This window comes from Haladaptatus sp. AB643 (assembly GCF_024136975.1).
Classification (GTDB): domain Archaea; phylum Halobacteriota; class Halobacteria; order Halobacteriales; family Haladaptataceae; genus Haladaptatus.
This window is the reverse complement of record NZ_JAMYJW010000003.1, coordinates 228,040-244,932: the sequence shown is the minus strand read 5'-3', so window position 1 is coordinate 244,932 and position 16,893 is coordinate 228,040. Positions and strand designations below refer to the sequence as shown.

Annotated in this window: 15 protein-coding genes; 10 read left to right on the top strand and 5 right to left on the bottom strand. The window is 60.1% G+C overall.

Annotated elements, in window-relative coordinates; translation table 11 throughout:
* Positions 1-122 precede the first annotated feature (122 nt).
* Entirely contained in the window at positions 123-347 is a 225-nt protein-coding gene (locus NKF25_RS08315; RefSeq protein WP_082837869.1) for a helix-turn-helix domain-containing protein, read from the top strand.
* Positions 348-639: 292 nt separating this feature from the next.
* Here the strand turns inward: NKF25_RS08315 and NKF25_RS08310 are convergent, their stop codons facing one another.
* Both NKF25_RS08310 and NKF25_RS08305 read right to left on the bottom strand, forming a co-directional pair.
* The gene (locus tag NKF25_RS08310; protein WP_253226216.1) at positions 640-1,719 is read right to left on the bottom strand and encodes an SDR family oxidoreductase; all 1,080 of its coding nucleotides are present in this window, start codon (positions 1,717-1,719) and stop codon (positions 640-642) included.
* Positions 1,720-3,288: a succinic semialdehyde dehydrogenase gene (locus tag NKF25_RS08305; RefSeq protein ID WP_253226215.1), complete on the bottom strand. Its 1,569-nt coding sequence runs from the start codon at positions 3,286-3,288 to the stop codon at positions 1,720-1,722.
* A 59-nt stretch (positions 3,289-3,347) separates the two neighbouring features.
* On the opposite strand from NKF25_RS08305, the gene mre11 reads away from it, so the two are divergent.
* Together mre11 and rad50 are read left to right on the top strand one after the other, a co-directional pair.
* Positions 3,348-4,841 carry a DNA double-strand break repair protein Mre11 gene (gene mre11 / locus NKF25_RS08300; protein WP_342766319.1) on the top strand — a complete coding sequence of 498 codons (1,494 nt, stop codon included), beginning with the start codon at positions 3,348-3,350 and terminating at the stop codon, positions 4,839-4,841.
* Positions 4,838-7,504 (top strand): DNA double-strand break repair ATPase Rad50, encoded by a 2,667-nt coding sequence (rad50, locus tag NKF25_RS08295; protein WP_253226214.1) that lies wholly within the window; start codon positions 4,838-4,840, stop codon positions 7,502-7,504. The genes mre11 and rad50 overlap by 4 nt, the downstream gene beginning before the upstream one ends.
* Here rad50 and NKF25_RS08290 read toward each other — a convergent pair.
* Genes NKF25_RS08290 through NKF25_RS08280 form a run of 3 tightly spaced genes read right to left on the bottom strand, consistent with a single transcriptional unit; the run spans position 7,481 to position 8,525 of the window.
* Entirely contained in the window at positions 7,481-7,915 is a 435-nt protein-coding gene (locus NKF25_RS08290; RefSeq protein WP_253226213.1) for a hypothetical protein, read from the bottom strand. The genes rad50 and NKF25_RS08290 overlap by 24 nt on opposite strands.
* 27 nt (positions 7,916-7,942) lie before the next feature.
* Positions 7,943-8,293, bottom strand: coding sequence for a M48 family metallopeptidase (locus NKF25_RS08285; RefSeq protein ID WP_253226212.1), 351 nt, complete (start codon positions 8,291-8,293; stop codon positions 7,943-7,945).
* Positions 8,294-8,339: 46 nt separating this feature from the next.
* Entirely contained in the window at positions 8,340-8,525 is a 186-nt protein-coding gene (locus NKF25_RS08280; protein ID WP_066146371.1) for a hypothetical protein, read from the bottom strand.
* A gap of 108 nt (positions 8,526-8,633) precedes the next feature.
* On the opposite strand from NKF25_RS08280, the gene NKF25_RS08275 reads away from it, so the two are divergent.
* From NKF25_RS08275 to NKF25_RS08245, 7 genes are all read left to right on the top strand, one after another.
* The gene (locus NKF25_RS08275) at positions 8,634-11,315 is read left to right on the top strand and encodes a DNA-directed DNA polymerase (RefSeq protein ID WP_253226211.1); all 2,682 of its coding nucleotides are present in this window, start codon (positions 8,634-8,636) and stop codon (positions 11,313-11,315) included.
* Positions 11,316-11,478: 163 nt separating this feature from the next.
* Positions 11,479-12,384 carry an ABC transporter ATP-binding protein gene (locus tag NKF25_RS08270; protein ID WP_253226210.1) on the top strand — a complete coding sequence of 302 codons (906 nt, stop codon included), beginning with the start codon at positions 11,479-11,481 and terminating at the stop codon, positions 12,382-12,384.
* 9 nt (positions 12,385-12,393) lie between these two features.
* Positions 12,394-13,824 (top strand): Fe-S cluster assembly protein SufB, encoded by a 1,431-nt coding sequence (gene sufB / locus NKF25_RS08265; RefSeq protein ID WP_066146363.1) that lies wholly within the window; start codon positions 12,394-12,396, stop codon positions 13,822-13,824.
* Positions 13,821-15,029, top strand: coding sequence for a Fe-S cluster assembly protein SufD (gene sufD / locus NKF25_RS08260; RefSeq protein ID WP_253226209.1), 1,209 nt, complete (start codon positions 13,821-13,823; stop codon positions 15,027-15,029). The genes sufB and sufD overlap by 4 nt, the downstream gene beginning before the upstream one ends.
* Positions 15,030-15,107: 78 nt before the next feature.
* On the top strand, positions 15,108-15,608 hold the full coding sequence (locus NKF25_RS08255; RefSeq protein WP_253226208.1) for a ferritin-like domain-containing protein: 501 nt from the start codon (positions 15,108-15,110) through the stop codon (positions 15,606-15,608).
* Positions 15,605-16,033: a metal-dependent transcriptional regulator gene (locus tag NKF25_RS08250; RefSeq protein WP_066146353.1), complete on the top strand. Its 429-nt coding sequence runs from the start codon at positions 15,605-15,607 to the stop codon at positions 16,031-16,033. Before NKF25_RS08255 ends, NKF25_RS08250 begins: the two co-directional genes overlap by 4 nt.
* An 88-nt stretch (positions 16,034-16,121) precedes the next feature.
* A complete protein-coding gene (locus tag NKF25_RS08245; RefSeq protein WP_253226400.1) occupies positions 16,122-16,862 on the top strand; it encodes an HNH endonuclease in 741 nt (246 codons plus the stop codon).
* Positions 16,863-16,893 lie beyond the last annotated feature (31 nt).

The following is a 16,893-nucleotide window of genomic DNA, read 5'->3' as shown; positions in this document are numbered from 1 at the left end:
CCTGCATTTTAATTCCTGAAGGTAATAAAAACGAATGGGAAATATTATTACGCTGTATCCGAAATGGATGATTGATGAGTGCCCCAGAGCTATCACGAACGACCGATACTCGGCTTCAGGACGTGGATTCGACCGCCACCATCCGCGACCTCCCTCCGAGCGCAAAGTTAGTCGCAAAGGTGCTGGAATACAACGAGACGATGACCCAGAGCGAACTCGCGGACGAGACGCTACTGCCCCCGCGAACCGTTCGCTACGCCCTGACCCGTCTCGAAGACGAAGACCTCGTGGATTCTCGGTTTTCGTTCTCCGACGCCCGCAAGCGCCTCTACACGCTCGACCTCTAATTCCCCGACCCACCTGAGCGTTTATATCTCATGGCGCGGCCAACGGTAGCCACCCGTGGCACAACCATACCATACACCTCTCGATCGGCTGACGCCACCCACTCGATTCACTCCCTCCACTCACCCCACACCCACCACTTCCCCCGCTCCTTCCACTTACCTCACTTCCCCCGCGCCCTCCACTCACCCCACTTCCCCCGCTCTTCCCACTCCGTCTACTCACCCTGTTTTGCTCACTTCGCCGTTTACAACGGTAGCTATCTTACCAATTCCCGCTTCCATTGCTCCACGGTCACACCATCGCGTCGGGCGTGATCTCCGGGTGTTCGCGGACGAACGACACCAGATTCCCGACGTACGACCCGAACGCCGGACAGCGAACCGGTTCGTCGATCGTTTCGAGCGCGGCCAGCGTGTTCTCACAGGCATAGCTCGTCGGCTGGTCGAAGTAATCGAGCGTTGCCGGTTCGATACCCAACTCCGGGAGGCTGGAAAGCACCCGTTTCAGGGCGCTCTTCGGAACCGGCACTCGGACGACCCGTTTCCCCGTCGCCCGTCCAAAGACTCGAAGCATCTCGTCCACCGTGAGCGGATTCGGATCACAAAGCTGGTACACCTCCCCGATCGATTCGTCCAGTCTGCTCAGTTCGGCTATCGCGTCAACCACGAAGTTCCGTGGGACGACGTTGACCTCGTACGTCGCCGGGTTTCCGAGGGTCGGGGCGACGGCCACCGAGGGTTGACGCAGAAGCCACCGAAGCAGGTAGTACGGACCGTCGTACTTCTGCGTCTCGCCGGTTTCGCTATTCCCGACGACGATTCCCGGGCGGTAAATCGTCGCGGGCAACCCGTCGGCCATCCGCTCCTGTACCGCCACCTCGGCGAGGTACTTCGTCGTCTCGTAGTAGTTGTTGAACTGCTGGCCCTCCACGAGGTGGTCCTCCGTGAACGTCCCGTCGTAGCGCCCGCTCACGTAACAGGTACTCACGTACTGGAACCGCCGGAGGTCTCCACAACCGTCCGCGAAATCGAGGACGTTCGTCGTCCCGTCGACGTTGACGACCATTCCGACCTCCCGACTCACGGCGAGGTCGTACACGGCCGCGAGATGGTAGACGGCGTCGGTATCGGTTTGCAACGGATCCATCCCTTCGCCGAGTCCGAGGTCCGATTCGGTGATGTCCCCCACGAGGAGTTCGATTCGTCCCGACTCGTCCCCCGTAGACTCACGCTCGATTTCCCGCGCCCGTTGCTCGGCTTTCTGCCGGTATTTCGGCTGTACGAGGCAGGTGACCGAACGTCCACGGGCGACCAATCGCTCCGTCAGCACCGACCCGAGAAATCCCGGAAATCCGGTGAGAAAGACGGACATCTATCGGCCACCCTCAAGCCACTTGAACGCACGCATCACGCCCGTCATCGCTCGTGTGTACCACTCCGTCGGAATCCGTCGCGGTGGCGCGAGCGAGGCGAACCGCTGTTCGGCGACCGTTCGTGCTTCCGTGTACTTGAGAATCCCCTCGCGGCCGTGACGGCGACCGACTCCCGAAGCCTTCATGCCGCCCATCGGGGCGTCGACCGACGCCCACGTTGCTTGATACGGGTCGTTGATCCCCACCGTCCCACAGTCGATTTGTCGGGCGACATCCCATCCTCGCTCGGAATCGGTCGTCCAGACGCTCGCGTTCAGACCGTGTTCGGAGTCGTTGGCGAGTCGAATCGCCTCCTCCGAATCCGAGAACCGGGTGACGGAGACGACCGGCCCGAACGTTTCTTGGCGCGCGAGAACCATCCCGTCCGTCACGTCCGTCAGAATCGTCGGCTCGAAGAAGTACGGCCCGAGGTCCGGCCGCGCGTTTCCGCCCGTCACGACCGTCGCTCCCTTCTCCACGGCGTCCTCGACGTGTGCCCGTACTTTCTCGAACTGCGCTTCGGAGACGAGCGATCCGACCTCGATATCGTAGTCGAGCGACGGGGCCATCGTGAGGTTCCGAGTTCGTTCCGCAAATCGACCCAGGAACGCGTCGTACACGCCGTCCTGCACGTACAGTCGCTCGAAGGAGAGACAGAGCTGTCCGGCGTTCGTGAAACAGCCACGAATCGCACCCTCGACCGTCTCGCTCACGTCCGCATCGTCGAGAACGAGCATGGGATTCTTTCCGCCGAGCTCCAGCGAGCACTTCACGAGGTTCTCCCCTGCGCGCTTCGCCACCGTTCGCCCCGTCTCGGTGCTGCCGGTGAACCCCACGAAATCCACGCCGTCGATGAGCGCCGGGCCGACCTCGCCCCCACGACCGGTCACTACCTGGAAGACGTTTTCGGGGATTCCCGCTTCCCGAAGCAGTTTCGTGGCGAACAGTGCGGTAAACGGCGTCTCCTCTGCCGGTTTCAGAACGACCGAATTTCCGGCCAACAGCGCGGGAATCGCGTCCGAGACGGCGAGCGTGAGCGGGTAGTTCCACGGTGCGATAATCCCGACGACGCCGACGGGAGTCCGGTACTCCTTCGTCTTCGTCGCGAACGGAATCGCTCCATCTCGCCGACGTGGCCGCAGGAAGTCCGCTCCACGGTTCGCGTAGTATCGGGCATTGGTCGCCACGTCGAGGACTTCCTCGAAGGAATGTTGTCGCGCTTTTCCGCTTTCCAACCCCATCACGTCGAGCAGTTCGTCCTGCCTGTCGAGCACGAGGTCGTGAAACCGGGACAGAAGGCACGCCCGTCGTTCGACCGACCACGACGACCACTCGCGTTGGGCCGCTCGCGCACGCGAAACCGCCTCGGAAACGTCCCGCTCGGTCGCCGCCGGAACGCTTCCGACTTGTTCGCCGGTGAACGGGAGGTGGACGGGGATCGAATCGTCGGAACCGCTGTCAGCGACGGCGGCCGCTCCGTCGAGGTCGGCGAGCAGGTCGGCTCGAACCCTCGCCGTCTGAAACGTCATGCACCTCTCAACGCGACCGTCACGGAAACAATTTATGAGAAGGGAACCTACCGAAAGCAATGACACGGGTGATTCACACGGGCGACACTCACATCGGGTATCGCCAGTACCATTCGCCCGAGCGACGGGACGATTTTCTTGCCGCCTTCGACAGGGTCGTCGAGGACGCCATCGAGGACGACGTCGACGCCGTGGTCCACGCTGGTGACCTGTTTCACGACCGCCGACCGGGACTCATCGACCTCCACGGGACGATTTCCGTCCTTCGGAAACTCAATCGGGCGGACATCCCGTTTCTCGCAATCGTCGGGAACCACGAGAGCACGCACGGCCAACAGTGGCTCGACCTCTTCGAGACGCTCGGGCTTGCGACGCGACTCGGACCGTCCCCGGTCCTCGTCGGCGACACCGCCTTCTACGGCTTGGACCACGTTCCGCTCTCGAAACGCGACGAACTCGAATACGAGTTCGACGAACACGACGCGGATACCGCCGCGCTCGTCGCCCACGGCCTGTTTCAACCGTTCGAGTTCGGCAACTGGGACGCGGAGGAAGTACTGACCGAGGCGTCGGTCGATTTCGACGCGATGTTGCTCGGCGACAACCACAAACCGCAACGGGAGGAAGTCGCCGACGCGTGGGTCACCTACTGCGGTTCGACCGAGCGCGCCAGCGCGAGCGAGCGCGACGACCGGGGCTACAACATCGTCCACTTTTCCGACGACGTGACCATCACCCGGCGCGGCATCCCGACCCGGGATTTCGAGTACGTATCGGTGACGCTCGGCGAGGACGATGGTATCGACCGCGTGCGTGATGCGATTCGGGAGTACGACGTGGAGGATTCGGTCGTCCTGATCTCCATCGAGGGCGAAGGGAAGGACGTCACGCCCGCCCGCGTGGAGGAGTTCGCGTTGGAGGCGGGGGCGCTCGTCGCCCGTATCACCGACCGACGGGAGATCGAAGCCGAAGCCGACGAACTGTCGGTTTCGTTCGCCGACCCGGACGACGCCGTGCGCCAGCGCGTCCGTGAGATGGGACTCAGCGAGGCCGCACACGAACTGGACGAACTCGTTCGCGCGAGCAAAGTCGCGGATTCGAACGTCCGGGCGGCCATCGAGGATCACGTTTCGACCCGCATCGCGGACGACGTCGGGGCGTTCGAACCGATGGAAGGCGAAGGATCGGAATCGACGGACGAGGAATCCGAGACGGACGGGTCCGATATTTCCGTTTCGGTGAGTTCGAGTCCCGAAGACGGAACGGCTGTCGCGGTGGAATCGACCGCCGATTCCCCGGCCGACGACGGGTCCGAAGTAGGGTCGCAGGATTCGATCGAAGGATCGATCGCAGAATCTCAGCCCGTGGAGTCCTCCGCGGATGCGGAAAGTACGGCCGAAACGGAAAGTACGGACGATACGGAAAGCATGGACGAAACAGGGAGTACGGGCGATGCTGCGAGCGCTGACGACAGTGACGTCGAGGCCGAGTCTGACGCCGCCGACGCTGCTGACGGAACGGATGGGCAGGTTTCGATGGAGGACTACCTGTGAAGTTCGAACGCGTTCGGCTGTCGAACTTCAAATGCTACGAGGATGCCGACCTCACGCTCGATTCCGGAATCACGGTCATCCACGGCCTCAACGGGAGCGGCAAATCCTCCCTGCTCGAAGCGTGCTTCTTCGCGCTGTACGGCGCGCGAGCGCTCGACAGAACGCTCGAAGACGTCGTCACCATCGGTGCGGAGGACGCCGAAGTCGAACTCTGGTTCCAGCACGCTGGCGGGAACTACCATATCCACCGCCGAATCCGTGCGACGGGGGAGAACGCCCAGACCGCGAAATGCGTACTCGAAACCCCCGACGCGACGTTCGACGGTGCCCGCGACGTCCGCAACCACATCGTCGGCCTGTTCCGGATGGACGCGGAGGCGTTCGTCAACTGTGCCTACGTCCGACAGGGAGAGGTGAACAAACTCATCAACGCGACGCCGTCACAGCGACAGGACATGATCGACGACCTCCTCCAACTCGGGAAACTGGAGGAGTACCGGGAGCGTGCGAGCGACGCCCGCCTCGGGGTGAAAAGCGTCCTCGACGACCGGAGCGGGAGTCTATCGGAACTCGAATCCCAGATCGAGGGAAAAGAGGAGAAGAACCTCCACGAACTGCTGAACGACCTCGAATCGAAGCGCAACGAGATGGAGTCGCAAATCGAGCGGTTCGAAGGGAACCGCGACGAGGCGCGGAAAACGCTCGAAGGAGCACGGGAGACGCTCGAAACGTCCGAGGAAAAACGGGAAGAATTGGAATCTGTTTCCGAGGATATCGAAACCCTGCGGGACGAAATCGCCGAGACGGAAGGGAAACGCGAGAACTGCCGAACGCAGGCGAGCGAGGTTCGGGAGAGGATTTCGGAGTTGGAATCGAACGTCGACGAACTGCTCGCCGAGACGACGCTCGAAACGGCCGACAAGGACGTGCTCGACGCGCGATTGGCGGAACTCGACTCCGAGGACGAATCCGTCGCGGAGGAGTTGGAAGACCGGCGCATGAAGGCCCAGATGTTCGACAATCAAGCGTCGAACCTCGGGGAACGAGCCGACGAACTCGAATCACGAGCGGACGAAAAGGGCCAGCGAGCGGAGCGACTCGACGCGGAAGTCGAGGAGACGACCGAACAACTCGAAACCAGCCGCGAGCAACTGACCGAACTGGACGAGGAAATCGAATCGTATCGGAAGCGGTTCACGGATACCCCTATCGAGTTCGGCGAGGCGAAAGAGCATCTCGAATCGCTTCGCTCGGACCTCACGGACTGTCGTGAGGAAGAGACCGACGTTCGGGCGAAACTGCAAACCGCGAAGGAGCGGGTCGCGGAAGCCGAACGTCTCCTCGATGCCGGGAAATGTCCGGAGTGTGGGCAACCCGTGGAGGAATCTCCACACGTCGATACCGTGGACGAGGACCGATCCAAGGTAGCGGAACTGGAAGGGAAAGTGGAGTCGCTCCGGGAAACGCGCACGGAACTGGAGACTAAAATCGAGCGTGCGGAGGAACTCGTCACCGCCGAGAACCGCGTTCGAGAGCGCCAGAGCAACCGAAAGAACGTCGAACAGTTGGTCGAAAGTCGGGCGCAAACCGTCGAGGAAAAGCGCGAAGAGGCCGAGAAGCTTCGGGAAGAAGCCGAAACGCTCGGATCGGACGCGGAGGAACGCCGTTCGGACGTGGACGAACTCGAAGCGAAGGCGGCGACCCACCGGGAGGAAGCCGAAACGCTCGAAGCCAAGCGCGAGGCGATAGCCGAGCGCGAGGCACGAATCGAGCGGATCCAAACCATTCAGGGGAAGATATCGGACGCGGAATCAGAGCTCGAACGGCTTGTGGAAACACGAAACCATCTGGAGGAACTCAACGATCAGCGCCGCGAGAGCCTCTCGGACAAACGGACGCGGCAGTCGGAGCTCCGAGAAGCGTACGACGAGTCGGCGGTCGAAAAAGCCCGTGACGACGAGGAACGGGCGGAGAACTACCTGGAACAGGTTACGGACAAACTGTCGTCGCTCCGCGAACGGCGGGACGACCTCATTGATCGAATCGGTGGCGTTCGTGGTGAAATCGAGGAGTTGGAAGAACTTCGGAATCGGCGTGACGATATCGAAGCCCGCGTTTCGGCGCTGGAATCGCTGTACGACGAGGCCGCGGATCTGCAGTCGATGTACGGAGACCTCCGATCGGAACTCCGCCAGCGAAACGTGCGGAGCCTCGAACGGATGCTGAACGAAGTGTTCGATCTGGTGTACCAGAACGATTCGTACGCGCGCATCGCGCTCGACGGCGAGTACCGTCTCACGATCTATCAGAAGGACGGGGAACCGCTCGACCCACAACAGCTCTCGGGCGGGGAACGGGCGCTGTTCAACCTGAGCCTGCGCTGTGCCATCTATCGGTTGCTCGCGGAGGGGATCGAGGGAAGCGCGCCGATGCCCCCGCTCATTCTGGACGAACCGACGGTGTTCCTCGACTCGGGACACGTCTCGCAGTTGGTCGAACTCGTGGAATCGATGCGCGAGTTGGGCGTCGAACAGATCATCGTCGTCAGCCACGACGACGAGTTGGTCGGTGGTGCGGACAACCTCGTGCGCGTGGAGAAGGATTCGACCACGAATCGATCGCACGTCGAGGAACTCGATTCACTGCTCGGCGTCGCCGACTAACAGTTCCAGTCCCTCCCGTGCGATATCGGTCAACCCGTATCCACGTTCACCCATGATTTTGCGCTCCTCAACGAGCCCTGCCGCACGAAATTCGGCGAGCAAGCCGTGCAGATCGCTTTCACAGAGATCGTACGACGAGACGAGGGTTCGTGCCGGAACCGCCCCCCGCTCGAACAACTCGACCAACAGGCCGAGGGCGCGGTCGTTCGGAACGGCGGTGAGAATTCGTCTGACCGATGGGTGTACTCGGCGTGCAGCGGTTTCCAGTGGGGATTCCCCCTCGGCGGGTTCGAGACTATCGTTTTCGAGATATCGCTCCTCTCCAGTTTTCGGGTCGCGGACGAGGCTTGACTCGCTCGACCGTTTGACCAGTAGATACGGCTTCCCCGATTCGTCGCGCACGGTTCGCATACGGTCGTTCTAGCGGCGGCGGACGGGTTAGTCCTTCTGGAACTCCTGATAACGGCGGTACCCGCGTACGAACGCCACGACGCCGACGGCGAGCAATCCGCCGCCGAAGGCCCATCGTTGCTCGAAGGCGATGAGCAAGACGCCGAGGGCGAGACAGAAGATGGCGATATTGAACAACAGCACTTGTCTCCAGAACTCGTTTTTGATCTCGGAAGGTGCGTCCACCTCGCTGTAATCGCGGACCGTTGGCCCGTTGTAATCACTGTCGTTCACCCCGCCGACCTGAAACCAGTCGGCCGGATTTTTCGGGAATAGACCCCCTTCAGAAGCCTCATCAGGTTCCGAGGATTCATCGTCATCGCCGAAGTCGTCGGACACGGTGTCGAACGTTGGTGGATAAAAGGGAAAAGCGTTCGGAGTCGATTCAGACGTGTTTTTCTAGCGTGACCGTGCTGGACGCCTTGAGCCAGCCGAGCGGATTGTTGGCATCGTAGAATACGACACCGTCCTCCGTCTCATAGGCTTCAATCGAACTCATCGGTTCGTCGGGAACCGGTAGTTCGGTTTCTGCGCAGTCCAGCGTTCCGTCTTCTGTTGCACGGTCAGACATTGGCTTGACCTCAACCTGTGCTATGAGTTAACACATTAAATCTCTTTCCCCTTCCGGGACTGGCACAAACGGGAGGGTTTTTACCCGGAAGCGCCAAAAACAATCGACATGACTCAATCCGGGCTTGGCGACTTTGCGGGCGGCGAGGAACGCCCCGCAGCGGAAGCCCACGCCGTTGCAGGAGCAAACGACACGACGGCGCACGTCGTGGACGCCGATACCGATTGGCTCCCGGACTCGCAGGGAACCATCGAACTCGCGGTGACACAGGTAGATTACACCATCGACGGGAACGGCGACGACGAAGAACCCATCATCCACGTCTTCGGCCGGACGTCGGACGACGAACAGGAACACGTCCGCGTCGTCGGCTTTCAACCGTACTTCTACGCGCCGACGAAGACGCTGAACGACGGGAAGCTGAACGATGGCCGAATTACGGGTTCGGAGGAGGGATACGAGAGTATCCGTGGCGAGCAGTTGACCAAGATTTTCGGTCGGACGCCACGCGACGTCGGTAACATCCGCGACGAGTTCGAGCACTTCGAGGCCGACATCCTCTTTCCCAACCGGTTTCTCATCGACAAGGACATCAACAGCGGGATTCGGATTCCGGAACGACGACGGGACGACGGCGGCCTCGTCGTTCAGGAAAGCGAAGTAGAAGCGGCCGAGGTGCAGGCAAATCTCAGGGTACACACCTTCGACATCGAAGTCGACGACCGCTCCGGCTTCCCGGAGGACGGCGAGGAGCCGATCGTCTGTCTGACGAGTCACGACTCCTATCGCGACGAGTACATCGCGTGGCTGTTCGACGCGCCCGACGGCGAGGCCGACCTGCCGACGGACCTCCCGGAATACGAACCGCTTCGGGAGGAACCGTCCATCGACGTCCGGACGTTCGAGACGGAGGAGGCCATGCTCGCTTCGTTCCTCGACTACATCGACGACACCGACCCCGACGTCCTCACGGGGTGGAACTTCGAGGACTTCGACGCGCCGTACTTCCTCGACCGACTCGAACGGTTGGAGGGACCGCATCACGACTACGACCTCAACTACAACCGACTCTCACGCGTGAACGAAGTGTGGCGGAGCGACTGGGGTGGCCCGACCGTCAAGGGTCGCGTCGTCTTCGACCTGCTGTACGCGTACAAACGAACGCAGTTCAGCGAACTCGACTCCTATCGGCTGGACGCGGTCGGCGAGGTCGAACTCGGCGTCGGGAAGGAGCGCTACGCGGGCGACATCGGCGACCTCTGGGAGGAGAACCCGACTCGATTGCTGGAGTACAACGTTCGGGACGTGGAACTCTGCGTCGAACTCGACAAGAAACAGGACATCGTCACCTTCTGGAAGGAGGTCGCCTCGTTCGTCGGATGTAAACTCGAAGACGCGACGACGCCAGGCGATGCGGTGGACGTGTACGTCCTGCACAAAGCCCACGGTCAGTTCGCGCTCCCGTCGAAGGGGCAGGTCGAGAGCGAGGATTACGAGGGCGGTGCCGTGTTCGACCCGATTACAGGCGTCAGGGAGAACGTGACGGTGCTGGACCTGAAATCCCTGTATCCGATGTCGATGGCGACCATCAACGCGTCCCCCGAGACGAAGGTGGACCCGGAAACGTTCGACGGGGATACCTACGTCGCGCCGAACGGCACCCACTTCCGGAAGGACGAGGACGGCATCATCCGCGACATCATCACGGAAACGCTGGCCGAGCGCGAGGAGAAAAAGGGACTGCGGAACGAACACGACCCGAACAGCGCCGAGTACGGGATTTACGACCGGCAGCAAGCCGCGGTGAAGGTCATCATGAACTCGCTGTACGGCGTGCTGGGGTGGGACCGGTTCCGCCTCTACGACAAGGAGATGGGCGCGGCCATCACCGCCACTGGCCGGGAAGTCATCGAGTTCACCGAGACGGCGGCGAACGAAATCGACTACGAAGTGGCATACGGGGACACCGATTCGGTGATGCTCGAACTCGGCGGCGACATCGCGAAGGACGAGGCCCTCGAACAGTCCTTCGGAATCGAGGAGCACATCAACTCCCGCTATGACGAGTTCGCGCGCGAGGAACTCAACGCGAACGAACATCGCTTCCAGATCGAGTTCGAGAAACTGTACCGGCGGTTCTTCCAGGCGGGCAAGAAAAAGCGGTACGCGGGCTACATCATCTGGAAGGAAGGCAAGGACGTAGACGACATCGACATCACCGGGTTCGAGTACAAACGCTCGGACATCGCGCCCATCACGAAGGAGGTCCAGCGGCAGGTCATCGAGATGATCGTAACCGGGGAAGATTTGGACGACGTGGAGGAGTACGTCCACGACATCATCGTGGACTTCCAGGACGGGAACGTCGATTTGAACGAGGTCGCCATTCCGGGCGGTATCGGCAAACGACTCGACAACTACGACACCGATACGGCACAGGTTCGCGGCGCGAAGTACGCGAACCTCCTGCTTGGAACCAACTTCCAGCGCGGAAGCAAGCCGAAACGCCTCTATCTAAAGAAGGTACATCCAGCGTACTTCGAGCGAATCGAGCGTGAAGGGGAGTTCGACGCTCGTCCGGACACGCTGTACGGCGAGTTCAAACACGAACAGGACGTCATTTGCTTCGAGTACGCCGACCAGATTCCCGACGAGTTCGAAATCGATTGGGACAAGATGCTCGACAAGACGCTCAAGGGCCCCATCGAGCGCGTGCTGGAGGCGCTCGACGTCTCGTGGGAGGAAGTGAAAACGGGCCAACAGCAGACCGGCCTCAGCAGTTTCATGTGACTGGGTCGGTTTGATTTCCGATCCGTTCTTGCGCCGTCCTGGAGGGCACTCCTTTTCCACTCTGGGAAACTATTTTTTCCTTTCCGAAAATCGATTGCACAGGAATGCGAAACGGTTATGGGACGACCTACCCTTCGTCTAAACGACTTAGGTGAACCTAACAATGGCAACGCTCGAACTGAAAAACCTCCACGCAGAGGTCGTGGAAGAAGGCGAAAAGATCCTCAACGGCGTCGATCTCGAAGTCGAATCCGGCGAGATTCACGCGTTGATGGGACCGAACGGAAGCGGGAAATCGACGACGTCGAAAGTCATCGCGGGACACCCCGCGTACGAAGTCACCGAGGGAGAGGTACTCCTACACCTCGAAGAGGGTGATTTCGGCGACATCGAGATTCCGGAAGACAAGCGGACGTGGAATCTTCTCGAAATGGAACCGAACGAGCGCGCGGCGCTCGGCATCTTCCTCGCGTTCCAGTACCCCGCGGAAATCGAAGGGGTCACGATGTCCAACTTCCTCCGCACCGCACTCAACGCGAAACTCGAAGAGCGCGAAGACCTCTTCAGTGAAGAGGACGAAGTTGAAGACGAAGAGGAAGAGTCCGGCTACGACACCAGTCCGATGGAAGGCCCGGCCGACGACGGTGAAGTCGGCGTCGCCGAGTTCCAGGAACTCCTCAAGGAGAAGATGGAACTACTCGACATGGACGAGAAGTTCGCCATGCGCTACCTCAACGCCGGGTTCTCCGGCGGTGAGAAGAAGCAGAACGAAGTGCTGCAGGCCGCCATCCTCGAACCGTCCATCGCGGTGCTGGACGAGATCGACTCGGGGCTGGACATCGACCGCCTACAGGACGTATCGAAAGGAATCAACGCACTCCGCGACGAGCAGGGTACTGGCATCCTCCAGATTACCCACTACCAGCGTATCCTCGACTACGTGGAACCCGACACGGTCCACATCATGCTCGACGGCGAAATCGTCAAGGAAGGCGGCCCGGAGCTCGCCGAGGAACTCGAAGACAAGGGGTACGACTGGGTCCGCGACCAGGTCTACGAGACCGCATAAGGTGATATCATGAGTTCAGATCAGGACCACTTGAAAGAGACAGATACGGAAGAACGGTTCGAGTTCAAGAAGGAACAGCGAGCCGCGGTCAAGTCCGACAAGGGACTGACCGAGGAGGTCGTCCGCCTCATCAGCGAGGACAAGGACGAACCGGAATGGATGCTCCAGCGGCGTCTTCGCGCACTGGAACACTACCAGAACATGCCCATGCCGACGGACTGGCCCGGCCAGCCCGACCTCTCGGGACTCGATGTCGAGGAGATCGTTCCCTACATCCGCCCCGACGTCGACAAACGCGGCGGCGCGGACGACTGGGACGACCTCCCGGACGACATCAAGGACACCTTCGACAAACTCGGCATCCCGGAGGCGGAGCGCAACGCGCTCTCCGGCGTCGGTGCCCAGTACGAGTCCGAGGTCGTCTACCAGAACATGCAGGAACAGTGGGAGGAAAAGGGCGTCATCTTCTGCAACATGGACCAAGCGGTCCAGGAGCACGAGGACCTCGTCCGAGAGTACTTCATGACGAAGTGCGTGCCGCCGAGCGACAACAAGTTCGCGGCGCTCCACGGCGCGGTCTGGTCCGGAGGGTCGTTCGTCTACGTCCCCGAGGACGTGACCGTCCAGATGCCGGTGCAGGCGTACTTCCGCATGAACTCCGAAGGGATGGGCCAGTTCGAACACACGCTCATCATCGCGGAAGAGGGCAGCGAAGTCCACTACATCGAGGGCTGTTCGGCACCGAAATACTCCGCGTTCAACCTCCACTCCGGTGGCGTTGAGGTCTTCGTCGGCGAGGACGCTCACGTCCAGTACTCGACCGTGCAGAACTGGTCGAAGAACACGTACAACCTCAACACCAAGCGCGCCATCGTCGAAGCAGGTGGCCGCATGGAGTGGGTCTCGGGAAGCATGGGTTCGAAATCCACCATGCTCTACCCGTGTTCCATCCTCAAGGGTCGCGGCGCGTCCGCGAACCAGATTTCCATCGCCTTCGCGGGCGAGGGACAGAACATCGACACCGGCGCAAAGGTGTACCACAACGCGCCGAACACCAACTCGACCATCGAGTCGAAGTCCATCAGCAAGGACGGAGGCCGCACGAACTACCGCGGTCTCGTTCACATCAGCGAAGGGGCAGTCGACTCGTCCACGTCGGTCGAATGTGACGCGCTGATGTTCGACAACGAGTCCACGTCGGACACCATGCCGTACATGGAGATCAACGAAAACCGCGTCAACGTCGCCCACGAGGCGACCGTCGGGAAAATCGGTGACGAGGACGTCTTCTACCTCCAGAGCCGCGGTCTCGACGACGACGACGCGAAACAGATGATCGTGAGCGGGTTCATCGAACCCATCACGGAAGAACTCCCCATCGAGTACGCGGTCGAACTCAACCGCCTCATCGAACTCGAAATGGAGGGCAGCCTCGGATGAGCACGCAGGTTCACAGCACCCTCTCGGAGGAGACCGTCCGCGAGATTTCGAGCGACCTCGGCGAACCCGAGTGGCTGCTCGAAGCACGTCTCGACGCGCTTTCCGCGTTGGACGACCTCGACATGCCCGACGTCATTCGAACGCCGGGACGTGACTGGACGAACCTCGACGCGCTCGATTACGACAGCTTCGTCGATCCGCTGTCGGCCGCAGAGGAGAAAGAGCGCGTCGAACCCGAAGGCGTCTCCGTCCTCTCGCTGTCCGACGCGCTGGACGAGCACGAGGAGATCGTCGAGGAGTACTTCGGCTCCGTCATCGACCCCGAAGACAACTACCTGACGGCGCTCTCGACGGCGCTGTTCACGTCCGGTACGCTCGTCTACGTCCCCGAGGGCGTCGACGCCGAGGACGTGACGATTCGGACGACGATGCAGAGCCAGTCGCTGTTCAACTACACGCTCGTTGTCACCGAGAAATCGAGCTCGGTGACCATCATGGAACGCCAGGAGAGTGAAGAGTTGGAAGGCGAACGCTACTACAGCGGCCTGGTCGAAATCGCGGCTGGCGAGAACAGCCACGTCCAGTACGGTTCCCTGCAGGACGTCGACGAGGAGACGTACACCTACACGTTGAAGCGTGGTACCGCCGCCGACCACGCCACCGTCAACTGGGTCGAGGGGAACGTCGGCTCTCGACTCACCAAATCCTCCGTCGAGACGCTGCTCGACGGCGAAGGCTCGGAGACGAAGACCGTCGGCGCGTTCTTCGGTCACGACGACCAGCACTTCGACGTCGCTGCCCGCGTCTGGCACAAGAACGAACACACGACGGCCGACCTCGTCACCCGCGGCGTGCTCGACGACGAAGCGCGCTCCGTCTACGAGGGCGTCCAGGACGTCGGAAAGGACGCGTGGGACACGAGTTCCTACCAGCGTGAGAACACGCTGATGCTCTCGGACCAGAGCGAAGCCGACGCCTCGCCGAAACTCATCATCAACAACCACGACACCGAAGCCAGCCACTCCGCGACGGTCGGACAGGTCGACGAGGAGGACCTGTTCTACATGGGATCGCGCGGCGTGCCGGACGAACTGGCCAAGAACATGCTCGTGGAAGGGTTCTTCGTCCCCGTTCTCGACGAAGTCGAAGTCGAGGAGCTCCGTGAAGACCTCGACGCGAAGATCGTCGAGCGACTCGACTACTGATCTTCACCGTTTTCTTTCCCTTCGTTTCCGCGACCGACATCAGGGAGTGTTAAGTTTCCCCACCACTTTTTCACGGATATGAGTGTGAGTCAGCGCGTCTCGTCGGACCGCCAACTCGCGCGCTTGCTCCAAATCGGCGTCGTACTTGAAGAAGTCGTCGAGGCACGGGCTGCGCGTCATTTCGAGACCCTCCCTTCGGAGGAACAGGACGAACTTCACAAGGACATACGCGAGATGCTCGCGGAGGCACGCGAGGAATCGGCGGAACACAGGGGTCGACTCGAATCGTTGATCGACGAGCTCGATGCCGAGACGATTCCGTTCGAGGAGATCGAACTGTTGGTGGGCGAGCAGTACGCACAGACCGCCCCCGACGATTTCGACGGCGTGCTCTACGACCAACTGCACGGCGAGGAGACGGCGTACAAGTTCTACGACGACCTCATCGTCGCCATCGAGGAGAGCGAGACGACGTTCGGCGTCGAGCGGGAGCGACTGCTCGAAACGCTCTCGGGGATTCGAGCGGAGGAAGCAGAGGGTGCCGAAGAAGTCGCGGAATTGATGGAGGACGCAGAATGAACACAGCAGATCAGTATCTCAAAGCGATCTATCTCGTCCAGCGTATCGAAGACGGCCCGGCGGCGACCGGGGCACTCGCGGACCGACTCGGCGTGAGTCCCGCGAGCGTCAACGAAATGGTCGGCAAACTCCAGGAACGGGAGTTGGTCGAGCACGAAAAGTATCGCGGGGTCACGCTTACCGAAGAGGGCGAAGCCCGTGCCAGCGACGCGCTTCAGACCTACTGCATTCTGGAACGCTTCCTCGCCAACGTCCTCGAAGTCGATGACTTCCAGATGGAGGCGAAACAACTGGAAAGCGTCATCGACGAAACCGTCGCGAACCGACTGGACACCATCATCGACCGCGAACCCCAGTGTCCGGACTGCTTCTACGCCGACGAGGACATGTGTGAACATCTGGTCGAAGACGGATTCGCGGACTGAAGAATTGACCAAAGGGATTTCGGTCAGTGAAACCAGATTTCAATTCTTAAACTATATATATAATGTGACTACATAGTCAATAGTGACTATGGTGGGCTGCCCGACGTGCAACAAATCATTTGATTCGCAACAAGGGGTGAGAATACATCACACTCATAAACATGGTGAGAGCCTTCCAAATAGGACGTGCAAAGGGTGTGGAAAACAGTTTTACGATGAAAAAGCTCGGAAGCAATTTTGTCAGAGCTGTTCGCCCAACGCTGCTGAAAATAATGGGAACTGGCGTGGTGGAAGAGTGATTACTGAGTGTCATGAATGTGGGAGTGAGTTTAGCTATTATCCTTCAAATAAGAAGGGGATTTATTGTTCAGATTGTATTCAAAAAGCTACGGGTTTACTTCCCGAAAACCCATCAAAGAAGGGCAAGCGAATTGAAACAGAATGTTTGTACTGTCACGAGCAGATGATTGTCCGACCATCTCGAAATAAGGGTCGTAGCAGAGGAATATTTTGTGATATGGGTTGCTATGGCAGCTGGCTATCTGAAAATATTGTTGGAGAAAACCATCACCAGTGGGAAGATTCTACAATTAACTATACTGGAAGATGGTGGCGTATTCGACAGCAAGCGCTTGAAAGAGATGCTAGGACGTGCCAACAATGTGGAAAAACAGAGTCAGAAATCGGACAAACACCGGATGTGCATCACATTATCCGACTACGTGAATTTGATAACCCACAAGAAGCACATCGTTTGGACAACGTCATCACCCTCTGCAGAAGTTGTCATCGAAATGTGGAAGAGGGGAATACGACTCTTCCAAACTAACCAAGAAAAGCAACACACTTGTACCAGGACG